The organism is Pusillimonas caeni, assembly GCF_003545815.1.
Lineage (GTDB): Bacteria > Pseudomonadota > Gammaproteobacteria > Burkholderiales > Burkholderiaceae_B > Pusillimonas > Pusillimonas caeni.
This window is the reverse complement of record NZ_PDUW01000004.1, coordinates 250,286-264,735: the sequence shown is the minus strand read 5'-3', so window position 1 is coordinate 264,735 and position 14,450 is coordinate 250,286. Positions and strand designations below refer to the sequence as shown.

Genomic DNA, 14,450 nt, shown 5'->3' with positions numbered 1-14,450 from the left:
CCCTCGGGAAGCAGGTTCAGCCCGTTTATGCGTGGATGCCGCACGGGGCCTCCGCATTTAGCATGCCCAGCGACCGTATTCGGGGGCGGAGCGGACGGAAAAGACGCTCACGCGAAGCGCCTTTTCTCCTTTATATCTCTTTGGAAGGGGCTATGAGTGTTGCGCAGGCGCTCTCTGTGGCGGCTGGACCACACATTCCGCAGCGACCGGACCGGCGCAGGCCAAGGCTTCTACCAGTAATTTTCGAGTGCCAGGTTGCCGGGATTGCCGCGGCGGCCCACGGCAAAGCCGCGTGTCTTCAATAGCTGGCGGGCTTCGGTCAGCATGTCGGGGTTGCCGCACAGCATGACCTTGGACACATCGGCGTCCAGCTTGCGGCCCGCCAGATTTTCGAGCCGCCCGTCCTCGATCAGGTGGGTCAGCCGGGCCGCGGGCATGTCCTGGAAGGGCTCGCGGGTGGGAATGGGCAGATAGGTCAGTTGCGCACGCCCGGGCAGGCCGGCGGCTTCCGGCAATCCGTCGCGGCTCCATTGCTGCAGGCGATCGCGATAGGCCAGCTCTTGAACGGATCGAACCCCGTGCACCACGATGATTTGATCGAAGGCGGCCCAGGTGGAGGGTTCTTGCAGCAGCGAGAGATAGGCCGACAAGCCGGTGCCCGTGGCCAGCAGCCACAAATCGCCGTGGGTCGGCGTACCTCCGCCCGACGTAGCGCCGCCGGGAATGAAGCGGTCCAGCGTCAGGAAGCCGAAGGCGGTCTTGTCCACATACAGCGAGTCGCCCGGCCGCAGGGCGGCGAGGCGCGGGCTGAACTCGCCTTCGGGCACGACAATGGAATAGAACTCAAGGAATTCGCGCTGCGCCGGCGGGGTGACCATGGAGTAGGCGCGCCAGATGGTGGGCGGCTCGTCCGGCAGGCCGGCGGCGGGCAGGCCCAGCCGCGCGAACTGGCCCGCCGTGAATTCAAATTCGGGGCTGCGGGTCGTCGTGATGGACAGGAGCTTGCCGGGAACCCAGGGGTGGACTTGCAGTACGGTTTCGCGCGTGTACTTCGAATCGGACATCGGCTAAGGCCTTTCTACCCTAGCGCTCGAGGTATTTCAGCTTGTCCTCGACGCCGTTCCACTCGTCGGCGTCGGGCTGGGGCTTCTTGGAGCGATTGATCATGCCGAATTCAGGCGAAAGCTCGGCATTCAGCGCGATGAAGTCGACCTGGTCGGCAGGTACGTCTTCTTCGGCAAAAATGGCGTTGGCCGGGCATTCGGGGACGCAGACCGCGCAGTCGATGCATTCGTCGGGGTCGATGACCAGGAAGTTGGGGCCCTCGCGAAAGCAGTCGACGGGGCAGACATCGACACAGTCCGTGAATTTGCACTTGATACAGTTTTCGGTGACGACGTGGGTCATGAGATGGAAGCTCCAGTAAGTATCGCAATGGTCAATACCCTGGCGACCTGGCTTGCTGGGCTTTGCTGCGTCGAAAAAGGAAAGGCATTAAACATTACAATAGGGCGAAAGTACGCGATACAGATTTTACCCAATAAAAACAGAGACTCCCCGATAGACCTGCCGCAGCGTCGGGTCTTTAGGGCCCGTTGACAGGCCCTGGCCCGCATCCCGGGCGTTGCGGCGCCCATACGAATCCATCGTTTCATGATCATTACTTCGCTTCTCGATACCGATCTGTACAAGTTCACGATGATGCAGGTGGTACTGCATCATTTCCCCGCCGCCCAGGTCGAGTATCGTTACAAGTGCCGAACCCCCAACGTCAATCTCAGCGCCTATCTCGACGAAATCCGCGCCGAGGTGCACTCGCTGTGCCAGCTCAAGTTCACCGAAGAAGAGCTCGACTACCTGCGCAGCCTGCGTTTCATCAAGAGCGACTTCGTCGATTTCCTGGGCCTGTTCCATCTGCCTGAGAAATGCATCCAGCTTTCCCTGGGCGAACGCAGCGGCGAAATCGACATCACGGTCAAGGGTCCCTGGCTGCACACCATCTTGTTCGAGATTCCCGTGCTGGCCATCGTCAACGAGGTGTACTTCCGCAACGAATGCAGGGACCCGGGCTGGGAAGAAGGGCGCCAGCGGCTGCAGTCCAAGATGCAACTGGTCACCGACGACCCCGAGCTGGCCGATTTTCGCGTGGCCGAATACGGCACGCGGCGCCGCTTTTCCAAGGTGTGGCACGAAGAAGTCGTCACGACCATGAAAAGGCAGATGGGCGAGCATTTTGCCGGCACCAGCAACGTCAAGCTGGCCATGAAGCACAATGTGACGCCGCTGGGCACCATGGGCCACGAATATCTGCAGGCCTGCCAGGCGCTGGGCCCCAGGCTGCGCGACTCCCAGGTGTTCGCGCTGGAGGTCTGGGCCAAAGAATACCGGGGCGATCTGGGTATTGCGCTGTCCGACGTCTACGGCATGGACGCCTTCCTGCGCGACTTCGACATGTACTTCTGCAAGCTGTTCGACGGCGCGCGGCACGACTCGGGCGATCCCTTCCTGTGGGGCGAAAGGCTGCTGGCCCATTACGCCGCCAACCGCACCGACCCGCGTACCAAGACCCTGGTGTTTTCGGACGCCTTGACGTTTCCGCGCGCCATCGAGCTTGCGCGGCGCTTCGCGGGCCGCTGCAAGGTGTCTTTCGGCATCGGCACCAACCTTACCAACGACCTGGGGCACGAGCCGCTTCAAATCGTCATGAAGATGGTCCGCTGCAATGGCCAACCTGTGGCCAAGGTGTCCGATGCGCCCGAAAAGACGATGTGCGATGATCCCGCCTACCTGGCATACTTGCGCCAGGTATTTCAGCTGCCGCCCAGCCCCTGATGAAAGGGCGGGTCCATCAAGGAGGATCAATGAGCACTATTCAACGCATCAACGTCGGCAAGCGCCTGTCCGATGTCGCGGTCTACAACGGCGTGGCCTATCTGGCGGGGCAAGTGCCCGACGATGGCAAGGCCGACATCGGCGAACAGACCCGGCAGGTGCTGGCGACGATCGATCGCCTGCTGGCCGAAGCGGGGTCGGACAAGACCCGCATCCTGATGGCCCAGATCTTTCTTGCCGATATCCAGGATTTCGCCGGCATGAACGCCGCCTGGGAAGCCTGGGTGCCGGCCGGCAACACGCCGCCGCGGGCCACCGTCGAGGCGCTGTTGGCCAACCCCGACTACAAGGTCGAGATCGTCGTCACCGCCGCAGTCGGCTGAGGCGGGCGCCGGCACCGCCAAGCCTTTGCGCTTGGCGGGCCGGCTACAGCAGCAGGGCGGCCAGCGTGCCGCCCAATTCATGGCAGTGGGCCTGGTCCGCCGCCCCGATTTCCTTGGGGGCGGCGATGGCCTCAGGGGTCTGCGCATGGGTCAGCACGATGCGCGGCGGCGCAACCGCTTCCAGCCGCCAGCCGGTGCAGATTTTCTCCATTTGGCGCACGGCGCCCTGGCCGTCCGACCCGGCCGCCACCAGCAGCCCATAGGGGCGCCCGTTCAGTTGGTCCAGCGCGCCGTAGTAGCAGCGGTCGAAGAATTCCTTCATTTCGCCGCTGAGCGAGCCCAGGTTCTCGGGGGCGCAAAAGACAAAGCCGTCCGACTCAAGCAGGTCGCCGGCGCCGGTTTGCGCCGCCGGCGAAAGCCTCGCGTCGAAACGATCGGTGGCGCCCAGTTCGCGGGCGATGTCCAGCGCGCCCTGCCGGGCGGCCTCGGCCATCCGGCGCGCCGAACCGGTACGGGAATGCCAGACGATGAGTAGCCTGCGGTGCGTGCTGTCCATGAGTCGTATAAGGCGGGCGGGTTCTGTGGCGGGTGGGTTCAAGACACGGTAGTATAGAAGCCGCGCCGCGAGCAATACCGTGCAGCCGCGGCCGCACGGCATCCAATGCCATCAGCCGGGCTCCACATTACTTCTGCCTTCTCCACCTATGTCCAGTACGCCTTCTTCCGACACCGACGCGCCGCCCTTCGATGCGTCCTGGTTCGAGCAGGTTTGCGCCGGGCTGGACGACGACGGCAAAGCGCTGCTCGGCACGGCCGTCCAATGGGTGCGTCAGCCGCTGCGCGGCGTCCGGGCCAGCACCGGAGAGCCCCTGGACACGCATTGCGCCTCGGTCGCCCGCATCCTGGCGCGCATGCACACCGACGCTGCGACTCGGACCAGCGCCTTGCTGGCGGTGCTTCCCGACGAAGCCGATGCCGCCGACAAGCGTAAAAGCCCCTTGCTCAAGGCTTTCGGGGCGGAGGTGGCGGCGCTGGTGCAGGGCACCCGTTCCTTGCTGCGGCTGGGCCGGATAGCCGGCCAGTCGCGCGATGAGTCGGCCGACCGGCCGGGCCAGAAAGAGATGCAGCGCAAGATGCTGCTCGCCATGGCGGCCGACCTTCGCATCGTGCTGCTGCGGCTGGCCTCGCGCATGCAATCGCTGCGCTGGTACGCCGAATCGCGCACGCCCTGTCCGGCGGAATTTGCGCGCGAGACCATGGAGCTCTATGCGCCCCTGGCCAATCGCCTGGGCATCTGGCAGCTCAAGTGGGAGATGGAAGACCTGGCCTTCCGCTTTCTGCAGCCGGATACCTACAAGGCCATCGCACGCCAGCTCGAAGAGCGCCGCGCCGAGCGCGAGACCTTCATCGCCGAGGTGGTGGGCGAACTCGAGGCCATGCTGGCCGACGCCCACATCGCCGCTGACGTCTCCGGCCGTCCCAAGCACATCTACAGCATCTGGAACAAGATGCGCATCAAGAATCTTTCGTTCGACAAGCTGTACGATCTGCGCGCGCTGCGCGTCATCGTCGAGGACGAAAGAGACTGCTACGCCGCGCTGGCGCTGGTGCATGCGCGCTGGACGCCGGTGTCCGACGAATTCGACGACTACATCTCCCGGCCCAAGCCCAACGGCTATCGCTCGCTGCATACGGTCGTCGCCGACGAGCGCGGACGCACTTTCGAGATCCAGATCCGCACGCACGAGATGCACGTCTTCGCCGAATACGGCATGGCCGCGCACTGGCGCTACAAAGAGGCGGGGGCGCAAGGGGGCACGCAGAAGGCGTCGGGCGACTACGACCGCAAGATCGCCTGGATGCGCCAATTGCTTTCCTGGGGAAGCGATGCCGCGCCCGACGCGCCCGCAGCGCCCGAGCCTGCGCGCGATACGCCGGCCGACCGCATCTACGTCATGACACCCCAGGCCCGCGTCATCGAGCTGCCCGAAGGGGCCACGCCGGTGGACTTCGCCTACTACCTGCACACCGATCTGGGCCACCGCTGCCGCGGCGCGCGCGTCGATGGCCAGATGGTGCCTTTGCTGACGCGTCTGCAAACCGGACAGACGGTGGAAATCATCGCGGCCAAGTCGGGTGGCCCTTCACGCGACTGGCTCAATCCGCAGCTGGGCTATCTCGCCAGCCCCCGATCCAGGGCCAAGGTCAGGGCCTGGTTCAATGCCATCGAGCTCCAAGAGCGCATCTCCAACGGCCAGACGATGGTCGAGAAAGAACTGCAGCGCCTGGGCAGGACGGCCGTCAACCTCGAGCAGCTGGCCCAGCAACTGGGTTTCGCGCGTGCCGACGACCTGTACGTGGCGGTGGCCAAGGACGAATTCAGCCTTCGGCAAATCGATCAGGCGCTGAAGACGCCCGCTCCCGCGGCCCAAAACGATGCAGAAGAAGCCCAGGTGTTTTCGCCCGGGCAGGCCAGTACGGGACGCGTGGGCGGAAGCGGTGTGCTGGTCATGGGGGTCGACTCGCTGCTGACCCAGCTCGCCCGCTGCTGCAGGCCGGCGCCGCCCGACCACATCGCCGGCTTCGTCACGCGCGGCCGGGGCGTGTCCATCCACCGGCGCGACTGCCCATCGTTCGCCACGCTGGCCGCGCGCCAGCCCGAGCGCGTCATCGACGTCGATTGGGGCGATACGGGCGAAGCCGTGTATCCGGTCGACATCGTCATTCATGCCCAGCAAAGCGCCAACCTGCTGCGCGACCTGTCCGACGTGTTCGGCCGACTGCGGCTCAACGTGATCGGCGTCAACACCCACAGCCGGCGTTCGCTCGCCCACATGGTCTTCACCGTCGAGGTGCGCAGCGGCGAACAGATCAGCCGGGCCCTTGCCGCGCTCAACGAACTGCCCGGCGTGACGGCGGTTCGGCAGTAAGCCATAAGCCGGCGGCGCAAGCGGCCCGGCACTGGTAAAATCGGGGATTACGCATTGAACGGCGTGCTTTGCCACCCGCGCACAACCCAAAGAGTCAGTCATTGAAACCCTATAGTTTGCCCGACGACCAGGGGCATTTTGGTCAATATGGCGGTTCGTTCGTATCCGAGACCCTTGTCCACGCACTGGACGAGCTCAAGCGCGCTTACGAAAAATACCGCAACGACCCCGATTTCCAGAACGAATTCGCCTACGAACTGAAGCACTTCGTGGGCCGTCCCAGCCCGGTGTATCACGCGCGCCGCTGGTCCGAGCGGCTGGGAGGCGCGCAAATCTGGTTCAAGCGCGAAGACCTCAATCACACCGGCGCGCACAAGATCAACAACTGCATAGGCCAGATACTGCTGGCCAAGCGCATGGGCAAGCCCCGCATCATCGCCGAAACCGGCGCCGGCCAGCACGGCGTGGCCACCGCCACGGTGGCCGCGCGCTACGGCCTCGAATGCGTGGTGTACATGGGCAGCGAAGACACGCGCCGCCAGGCCTCCAACGTATATCGCATGAAGCTGCTGGGGGCCACCGTGGTGCCGGTCGACTCCGGCTCGCGCACGCTCAAGGACGCGCTCAACGAAGCCATGCGCGACTGGGTGACCAACGTCGAGAACACCTTCTACATCATCGGCACCGTGGCCGGCCCGCACCCGTATCCCGCCATGGTGCGCGATTTCCAGGCGGTGATCGGCAACGAATGCCTCGAGCAGATGCCGGCCGAAGCCGGCCGCCAGCCCGACTACGTGGTGGCCGCCGTGGGCGGGGGCTCCAACGCCATGGGCATCTTCCACCCCTACATCGACCACGAAAACGTCCAGCTGATCGGCGTCGAAGCGGCGGGCGAAGGCCTGGATACGGGCCGGCACGCGGCCTCGCTCAATGCCGGCGCGGTGGGCGTGCTGCACGGCAACCGCACCTACATCATGCAGGATGAAAACGGCCAGATCATCGAGACCCATTCCGTGTCGGCCGGCCTGGACTATCCCGGGGTCGGCCCCGAGCACGCCTGGCTCAAGGACTGCGGCCGCGCGCAATACGTCGGCGTTACCGACGAAGAAGCCCTGCAGGCCTTTCACGATTGCTGCCGCACCGAAGGCATCATGCCGGCGCTCGAGTCGTCGCATGCCATCGCGCACGCGGTCCGGCTGGCGCCCACCCTGCCCAAGGACAAAATCATTCTGGTCAATCTCTCGGGCCGGGGCGACAAAGACATGCACACCGTTGCCGAACGCAGCGGCATCTCGCTGTAGAACAAGGTAGCACAAGCCATGAATTCCCCGAACAACCGGCTGGCTGCGGCGTTTGCCAAGGCGGCCCCCCGCGCGGCGCTGATTCCCTACGTCACGGCGGGCGAACCCTCGGCCCAGGCCACGCCCGGGCTCATGCACGCCCTGGTGAAGGCGGGCGCCGACATCGTCGAACTGGGCGTGCCTTTTTCCGATCCCATGGCCGACGGCCCGGTCATCCAGCGCGCCGGCCAACGCGCCATCGAACGGGGCGTCGGGCTGGCCCAGGTGCTGGACATGGTCGCGCAGTTCCGCCGGCAGGACGACACGACTCCGGTCGTGCTGATGGGTTATGCGAATCCCATCGAACGCATGGGCCAGCAGCGGTTCGTCGACGCCGCGGCCAAGGCGGGTGTGGACGGCGTGCTGGTGGTCGACTATCCCCCCGAGGAAATGAGCGATTTCGCCGCCATGCTCGATAGCGGCGGCCTGGCGCCCATTTTCCTGCTTGCACCCACCTCCACCGAGGAGCGCATCGCAAGAGTCGCCCAGATCGCCCGCGGCTATGTGTACTATGTGTCCTTGAAGGGCATTACGGGGGCCGGCCATCTGGACACGGACGCGGTCGAGCAGCGTCTGGCCGACATTCGCCGCCATGTGCGCGTCCCCGTGGGCGTCGGCTTCGGGATACGCGATGCCGACAGCGCGCAGCGCATCGGACGGTTTTCGGACGCCGTGATCATAGGCACCAAGCTCATCGAAACCATGGAAAATGCGGCTCAGGACGCGGCTGGGCAGGGCATATCCGACAGCGCCCGGATCGACGCGCGCGTCATCGAGGCGGCCTCCGGATGGCTGTCCGGCATACGCAAGGCGCTCGACTAGGCCGGCCTCGCGACAAAAATCAATATCAGGGAAACTCAATGAGTTGGATCGAGAAAATTCTGCCCCCCCGGATCAACCGCAACGACAGCGGCACCCGCCGGGTGCCCGAGGGCTTGTGGGTCAAGTGCCCGGGCTGCGAAACGGTGCTTTACAAAGAAGACCTGCAGGCCACTTTCAATGTCTGCCCCAATTGCGGCCATCACATGCGCATCGGGGCGCGGGCCCGCATCGACGCCTTGCTCGATCCCGAGGGCCGGGTCGAGATCGGCCAGAACACCCGGCCGGTCGATCCGTTGAAGTTCAAGGATTCACGCAAGTACCCCGAGCGCGTCGCCGAGGCGACCAAGCAGACGGGCGAATCCGAAGCCATGGTTACCATGAGCGGCCGCATCCATTCGATTCCCGTCGTGCTGTCCTGCTTCGAGTTCGAGTTCATGGGCGGCTCCATGGGTTCGGTGGTGGGCGAACGCTTCGTGCGCGGCGTCCAGGAGGCCATCAAGAACCGCACGCCCTTCATCTGCGTCGCCGCTTCGGGCGGCGCGCGCATGCAGGAAAGCCTGTTCTCGCTGATGCAGATGGCCAAGACGAACGCCATGCTGACGCGGCTCGCCGAGGCCGGCCTGCCTTTCATCAGCGTGCTGACCGACCCCACCATGGGCGGCGTCTCGGCAAGCTTTGCCTTCATGGGCGACGTGGTCATCGCCGAACCCAAGGCGCTGATCGGCTTCGCGGGTCCCCGGGTCATCGAGCAGACGGTGCGCGAAAAGCTGCCCGAAGGCTTCCAGCGGGCGGAATTCCTGCTCGACAAGGGCGCCATCGACATGGTGATCGACCGCCGCGAGATGCGCAGCGAATTGGCCCACCTGCTGGCCCTTCTCACGCGCCAGTCGGTGGACGTCATCGCCAAGGCCGAATAAAGTCCCAAGGCTGTAGTTGTCGGCGGCCGCTGCCGCCAACGAAAAATCCCGCCGGAATCCGGCGGGATTTTTCATTTATGGCCTGGGCAAGCCCAGGCCGACAGCGGCGGATCAGGAGCGGGTTTCGACCTGCTGCAGGGGCTCGCTTTCCGTGACGGGCGCGGCCTTGCGGGCGCGGCCCAGGCGTTCGGCCGGCTCGGGAGCGGGGGCCGGCGCGTCGGAGCGGGTCTCGATCAATTGCATGCCCGCGGCGCGGACGACTTCTTCGAGCGAGCTCGACTGCGGCGCGGCTACGCCGTTGGCGGCGGCTCCGTTGGCCAGGGCGGGCGCTTCAGCCGTATCGGCGTCCTGCGGGTCGATCTGGTCGTCGGAGGGCTCCGCCTCGGCCGGAGCCTGCGAAACCGGTTCGGACACGGCGATCACGGCGCTGGCTGCCGCCACGGCGATGGAGGTCGTCGTGGTCGACTCGACGGGCTCGACCGCCTCGTCGGGCGTGGCGGAGTCGGCCTGATGCTCGCCGACGGCGACAGTGTCGGGCGCGGCATGGACCGGGGCATCGGAGTCGGCCGGGGTTTGAGTCGCGGCTTGGCGATCTTCGCCGGTGCCGGTTTCGCCCGCGGTGGCCACGAGCTGCTCGGGAGTCTGGCGGGCGGCCTCGGCCGACTGCTGCGATGCAGCCTGAGCCGGTACGGCTTCTGCCGTTGCGGCGTCGGCCTGGCGGGGAGGCTCGGCTTCGCCGGCGGCCTCATCCTGGCCGGCTTCGGCGCGGCCAGCCTCGGCGTCCTGCTGGCTATCGGCGGCTTCGGACTGGCCCTCGCCCGAGCGGCGGCCGCGGCGGCTGCGGCGGCGACGGCGCTTGCGTTCCGGGTCGGCCTGTTCGGCGCCGACGTCGGATGCGGAGGTGTTTTCCGTCAGGCCGGTGTCCTCGGCTTGAGCCGCTTCGACAGGGGTTTCGTCGGCGACAAGGGCTTCGCCATTTGCCGCGGCGGCGATCAGTGTCGTCGTTTCGGCGGCCGTATCGGTGCTTTCTTCACGGCGATTGCGTCCGCGGCCGCGGCGGCCGCGTCCGCCACGGGACGACGCGCTTTCGGCGGCGTCGGCCGTTTCGGCAGTGACGGGAGCTTCCGGCTGGCTTTGCTCGGCCACAGCTTTATTGCCGCGATTGCCGGCGCCACGGCGCTGGCCGCGCGCCTGTTCGGTTTCGGCAGCCTCGATGCCGCGGCCCGGCTCGCCGCGGCGTTCGCCGCGACGCGAGCGCGGGCGCTCATCGGAACCGCGCTCGCGGCGCTCACCGCTGCGGGAACTCTTGCGGCGGCCCGTCTGGGCGGGTTTTTCCTGGGACTGGGCCTGAGCTTCAGGCTGGGGCTGTTCTGTACCGGTCGAGCCGGTGAGCCAGCTGATGAGCCGCGAGAACAGGCTGCGGGGCGCGGCCGGCGCGACGGGCGCTTCGGGGGCGGGGGCGGGGGCGATTCCGGCGCCCGGCGCGGGCTGGGCGGGAGTGATGCCCTTGACCAGCGCTTCGGGCCGCGTCTTGGCGTCCTCGCCCTTCTGGGCGGACCAGGACAGCGATTCTTCGGGCGGGCTCTGCACCAGTTCGAAGCTGGTTTCGCTGGCTTCCAGGCGGGGGTCGTCGTAGCGCAGGCGTTCGATGTGGTGATGAGGGGTCTCGAGATTCTTGTTGGGAATCAGGACCAGGTTGACCTTGAGGCGCGACTCGATCTTGGTGATGTCGTTGCGTTTCTCGTTGAGCAGGAAGGTGGCGACGTCCACCGGCACCTGGGCGTGCAGGGCCGCGGTATTTTCCTTCATGGCTTCTTCCTGCAGCAGGCGCAGGACGTGCAGCGCGCTGGATTCGGCGTCGCGGATCACGCCCGTTCCGGTGCAGCGCGGGCAGGTGACGTGAGAACCTTCGTTCAGGGCGGGGCGCAGGCGCTGGCGCGAGAGCTCCATGAGGCCGAAGCGCGAGATCTTGCCCATTTGAACGCGTGCGCGATCGAAATGCAGCGCGTCGCGCAGGCGCTGTTCGACCGCGCGCTGGTTCTTGCTGTCCTCCATGTCGATGAAGTCGATCACGATCAGGCCGCCCAGGTCGCGCAGGCGCAGCTGGCGGGCGACTTCGTCGGCGGCTTCCAGGTTGGTGCGCAGGGCGGTTTCTTCGATGTCCGCGCCGCGCGTGGAGCGGGCCGAGTTGACGTCGATGGCCACCAGGGCCTCGGTATGGTCGATGACGACCGAACCGCCCGAAGGCAGCTGGATCGTGCGCGAATAGGCGGTTTCGATCTGGTGTTCGATCTGGAAGCGCGAGAACAGCGGAACGTCGTCGCGATATACCTTGACGCGCTGCACGTTGTCCGGCATGACCACGCTCATGAAAGCGGTGGCTTGTTCGGCGATCTCGTCGGTATCGATCAGGATCTCGCCGATTTCAGGCGAGAAATAGTCGCGAATGGCGCGGATGACCAGGCTGGATTCGAGATAGATGAGGATGGGCGCCGCGTTGTCGCGGGCGGCTGCGTCGATCGCGTTCCACAGCTGAAGCAGGTAGGAAAGGTCCCACTGAAGCTCTTCGACGCTGCGGCCGATGCCGGCCGTGCGGGCGATGATGCTCATGCCCTGGGGCGTGTTGAGCTGATCCATGGCTTCGCGCAGTTCTTGGCGGTCTTCGCCTTCGACCCGTCGCGACACACCGCCGCCGCGCGGATTGTTCGGCATCAGAACCAGGTAGCGGCCGGCCAGCGAAATGAAGGTGGTCAGGGCGGCGCCCTTGTTGCCGCGTTCTTCTTTTTCGACCTGGACGATGAGTTCCTGGCCTTCGGACAGCGCGTCCTGGATACGCGCAGTGCGTACATCGACGCCTTCTTTGAAGTAGCTGCGGGCGATTTCCTTGAAGGGCAGAAAACCGTGGCGTTCTTCGCCGTAGCTGACGAAGCAGGCTTCGAGACCGGGTTCGATGCGGGTGATGACGCCCTTGTAGATATTGCCTTTGCGCTGCTCGCGCCCGGCGGTTTCGATGTCGAGGTCGATGAGTTTCTGACCGTCGACAATCGCAACGCGTAGTTCTTCTTGGTGCGTTGCATTGAACAACATGCGTTTCATGAGTGTGTTTCTCCGTAGTCATGGCGCGCCGGTAATCGGCGCACGACCGCGGGCCACTCGGTGTGCAACGCAAAATCTTGCGGCTGGGGGCAGGGCTGGCCGAATCGGGCAACACCTGCCGTTGTCGTTAGGCAGGCACGGCGTGCCAGCGGGCACGCTGTTCGGTCAGCAGGAAGGTCAGGGTCACGATAGTGGTTGACGAAAATAATTGCTGGAGAACGGCAGACGCACGGTTTGTGGGTGCGGCTGGTGCATAAAACGAGATCTAAGCTTTGCAAGACTTCAGCGCCGCACGCGACAGGCGGAACCTGGAACTTCTGGCTGGCATCTTGCCGCGCCATCGTTGCAACAGGCATCGCCCCGGCGACCTTATGGCCCAGAGGCTGAAAACACAGGCGGTACAATGGGATCTTGCAACCGACGGAGACGCATCCATTGCATCTCTACGTCAGGGGTGGTTTCAGCCTCCATAGGCTGGTTCCGATTATATGCCGCTTTTTCACATATGCGCAAAACTGAAAACAGTGAGCAGCCGGCGCCGAGCGTCCGGATGTTTCAAATTGATACAGAGCAGGCGGGCCAGCGCCTCGACAATTTCCTGGTGCGCACATGCAAAGGCGTGCCCAAAAGCCATTTGTACAAAGCCATACGAAGCGGCCAGGTGCGGGTCAACAAGGGCCGCACGTCGGCCGACTACCGCCTGCGCCAAGGCGATCTGGTCAGAGTGCCGCCCCTGCGGCTGCCGGCGCCGAACGAGGCGCGCCCCGTCCCTCCCGCCGCTTTCCCCGTCGTGTACGAGGACGATGCCCTGCTGGTGGTCAACAAACCGGCGGGCGTGGCCGTCCACGGCGGCAGCGGGGTGTCGTTCGGCGTCATCGAACAATTGCGGGCCGCCCGTCCCCAGTCCATGCTCGAGCTGGCGCACCGCCTCGATCGCGAAACATCTGGCCTGCTGATGATCGCCAAGAAGCGCTCCTCGCTGGTGGCCCTGCACGACATGCTGCGGGAGGGCAAGGGGCGCAAACATTATCTGGCCCTGGTAAAGGGCGATTGGGTCAACGACCGGCAGCATCTGCGCGCACCGCTGCTGAAGTGGCTGACCGCTTCCGGCGAGCGGCGGGTCAAAGTGGACCCGGCCGGCAAGCCGGCCCATACCATCATCACCCTGCAAAAACGCTTCGGCGAGTATTCGCTGCTGGATGCCGAGCTGCGCACGGGCCGGACGCACCAGATACGGGTGCATCTGGCCGCCGCCGGCTATCCCATCGTGGGAGACGACAAATACGGCTCGGACGAAGTGCGCGCCCAGTTCGCGCGCATGGGCCTGAACCGCATGTTCCTGCATGCCCATCGCCTGGAGATTCCCCATCCCCTGACCGGCGACATGCTGCGATTGCAGGCCGACCTGCCCGATGCCTGCCGCGGCATCCTCGCCTGCCTGGAGCAATCATGAATCGTTACAAAGCGGTGGTGTTCGACTGGGACGGCACCGTCATGGATTCGACCCGCGCCATCGTCGCCTCGATACAGGGCGCTTGCGCGGATCTGGGCCTGCCGGTGCCCGATGCGCGCCAGGCGAGCTGGGTCATCGGCTTGTCGCTCGAAAGCGCCCTGTACCATGCGGTGCCCACCCTGACGGCCGATCTGTTCGACGACTTCCAGAGCCGCTATCGCGCCCATTACCTGGGCCAGGACGGCCAGCTGCCGCTGTTCGACGGCATGGCCGAGCTGCTGGCCACGCTGCGCGGGCAGGGCGTGTTGCTGGGGGTCGCCACGGGCAAGAGCCGACTGGGCCTGGACCGCGTGCTGACGCAACGCAGCATGCACGGGCAGTTCGACGTCACGCGTTGCGCCGACGAGTCGTTCAGCAAGCCGCATCCGGCCATGCTGCTCGAAATCATGGAGGCATTGTGCCTGGCGCCCGACGAAGTGCTGATGGTGGGCGACACTTCCCACGACATGCAGATGGCTCGCAACGCCGGCATCGACGGCCTGGCCGTCACCTACGGCGCCCACGATCCGGAGGCCCTGAGCGCCGGCGAACCGCTCGCCATGGTCGACAGCGTGGCCCAGATGCGCGACTGGCTGAGCCGACGCATCGCGGGTTGAACGAGGCGGCGCCGAACTATT

The 14,450-nt window shown here is 65.5% G+C and carries 12 protein-coding genes; 8 read left to right on the top strand and 4 right to left on the bottom strand.

Annotated features, from left to right (window positions below; all coding sequences use genetic code 11):
• Window positions 1-230: 230 nt before the first annotated feature.
• Both CSC67_RS11165 and fdxA read right to left on the bottom strand, forming a co-directional pair.
• On the bottom strand, window positions 231-1,064 hold the full coding sequence (locus tag CSC67_RS11165) for a ferredoxin--NADP reductase (RefSeq protein ID WP_118994597.1): 834 nt from the start codon (window positions 1,062-1,064) through the stop codon (window positions 231-233).
• 19 nt (window positions 1,065-1,083) lie between these two features.
• Window positions 1,084-1,407, bottom strand: a complete 324-nt coding sequence (gene fdxA / locus CSC67_RS11160; protein WP_118994596.1) for a ferredoxin FdxA — start codon at window positions 1,405-1,407, stop codon at window positions 1,084-1,086.
• A gap of 246 nt (window positions 1,408-1,653) precedes the next feature.
• Between fdxA and pncB the strand changes: the two genes are divergently transcribed.
• Together pncB and CSC67_RS11150 are read left to right on the top strand one after the other, a co-directional pair.
• Window positions 1,654-2,832, top strand: a complete 1,179-nt coding sequence (pncB, locus tag CSC67_RS11155; RefSeq protein ID WP_118994595.1) for a nicotinate phosphoribosyltransferase — start codon at window positions 1,654-1,656, stop codon at window positions 2,830-2,832.
• A 29-nt stretch (window positions 2,833-2,861) separates the two neighbouring features.
• Window positions 2,862-3,215 (top strand): RidA family protein, encoded by a 354-nt coding sequence (locus tag CSC67_RS11150; RefSeq protein WP_118994594.1) that lies wholly within the window; start codon window positions 2,862-2,864, stop codon window positions 3,213-3,215.
• Window positions 3,216-3,258: 43 nt separating this feature from the next.
• On the opposite strand, the gene CSC67_RS11145 is transcribed toward CSC67_RS11150, so the two are convergent.
• Window positions 3,259-3,771 (bottom strand): flavodoxin family protein, encoded by a 513-nt coding sequence (locus CSC67_RS11145; protein WP_118994593.1) that lies wholly within the window; start codon window positions 3,769-3,771, stop codon window positions 3,259-3,261.
• A gap of 148 nt (window positions 3,772-3,919) precedes the next feature.
• On the opposite strand from CSC67_RS11145, the gene CSC67_RS11140 reads away from it, so the two are divergent.
• The 4 genes from CSC67_RS11140 to accD all read left to right on the top strand — a co-directional run bounded on the left by CSC67_RS11140 (window position 3,920) and on the right by accD (window position 9,224).
• Entirely contained in the window at window positions 3,920-6,145 is a 2,226-nt protein-coding gene (locus CSC67_RS11140) for a RelA/SpoT family protein (RefSeq protein WP_118994592.1), read from the top strand.
• 101 nt (window positions 6,146-6,246) lie between these two features.
• Complete coding sequence (gene trpB, locus CSC67_RS11135) at window positions 6,247-7,446, top strand: tryptophan synthase subunit beta (RefSeq protein WP_118994591.1); 1,200 nt, start codon at window positions 6,247-6,249, stop codon at window positions 7,444-7,446.
• Window positions 7,447-7,464: 18 nt separating this feature from the next.
• A complete protein-coding gene (trpA, locus tag CSC67_RS11130; protein WP_118994590.1) occupies window positions 7,465-8,307 on the top strand; it encodes a tryptophan synthase subunit alpha in 843 nt (280 codons plus the stop codon).
• Window positions 8,308-8,345: 38 nt separating this feature from the next.
• Window positions 8,346-9,224: an acetyl-CoA carboxylase, carboxyltransferase subunit beta gene (gene accD, locus CSC67_RS11125; protein ID WP_118994589.1), complete on the top strand. Its 879-nt coding sequence runs from the start codon at window positions 8,346-8,348 to the stop codon at window positions 9,222-9,224.
• A gap of 111 nt (window positions 9,225-9,335) precedes the next feature.
• Here the strand turns inward: accD and CSC67_RS11120 are convergent, their stop codons facing one another.
• Complete coding sequence (locus CSC67_RS11120; RefSeq protein WP_118994588.1) at window positions 9,336-12,320, bottom strand: Rne/Rng family ribonuclease; 2,985 nt, start codon at window positions 12,318-12,320, stop codon at window positions 9,336-9,338.
• A gap of 505 nt (window positions 12,321-12,825) precedes the next feature.
• On the opposite strand from CSC67_RS11120, the gene CSC67_RS11115 reads away from it, so the two are divergent.
• Together CSC67_RS11115 and CSC67_RS11110 are read left to right on the top strand one after the other, a co-directional pair.
• The gene (locus tag CSC67_RS11115) at window positions 12,826-13,773 is read left to right on the top strand and encodes an RluA family pseudouridine synthase (protein WP_118994587.1); all 948 of its coding nucleotides are present in this window, start codon (window positions 12,826-12,828) and stop codon (window positions 13,771-13,773) included.
• A complete protein-coding gene (locus CSC67_RS11110; protein ID WP_118994586.1) occupies window positions 13,770-14,429 on the top strand; it encodes an HAD-IA family hydrolase in 660 nt (219 codons plus the stop codon). The genes CSC67_RS11115 and CSC67_RS11110 overlap by 4 nt, the downstream gene beginning before the upstream one ends.
• Window positions 14,430-14,450: the final 21 nt, after the last annotated feature.

Bases quoted from the DNA above. Each gene is read 5' to 3' on its own strand.
- CSC67_RS11115 (WP_118994587.1), top strand. From the start codon at position 12,826: ATGCGCAAAACTGAAAACAGTGAGCAGCCGGCGCCGAGCGTCCGGATG.
- CSC67_RS11150 (WP_118994594.1), top strand. From the start codon at position 2,862: ATGAGCACTATTCAACGCATCAACGTCGGCAAGCGCCTGTCCGATGTC.
- CSC67_RS11140 (WP_118994592.1), top strand. From the start codon at position 3,920: ATGTCCAGTACGCCTTCTTCCGACACCGACGCGCCGCCCTTCGATGCG.
- CSC67_RS11165 (WP_118994597.1), bottom strand. From the start codon at position 1,064: ATGTCCGATTCGAAGTACACGCGCGAAACCGTACTGCAAGTCCACCCC.
- fdxA (WP_118994596.1), bottom strand. From the start codon at position 1,407: ATGACCCACGTCGTCACCGAAAACTGTATCAAGTGCAAATTCACGGAC.
- CSC67_RS11120 (WP_118994588.1), bottom strand. From the start codon at position 12,320: ATGAAACGCATGTTGTTCAATGCAACGCACCAAGAAGAACTACGCGTT.
- CSC67_RS11110 (WP_118994586.1), top strand. From the start codon at position 13,770: ATGAATCGTTACAAAGCGGTGGTGTTCGACTGGGACGGCACCGTCATG.
- CSC67_RS11145 (WP_118994593.1), bottom strand. From the start codon at position 3,771: ATGGACAGCACGCACCGCAGGCTACTCATCGTCTGGCATTCCCGTACC.
- accD (WP_118994589.1), top strand. From the start codon at position 8,346: ATGAGTTGGATCGAGAAAATTCTGCCCCCCCGGATCAACCGCAACGAC.
- trpA (WP_118994590.1), top strand. From the start codon at position 7,465: ATGAATTCCCCGAACAACCGGCTGGCTGCGGCGTTTGCCAAGGCGGCC.
- pncB (WP_118994595.1), top strand. From the start codon at position 1,654: ATGATCATTACTTCGCTTCTCGATACCGATCTGTACAAGTTCACGATG.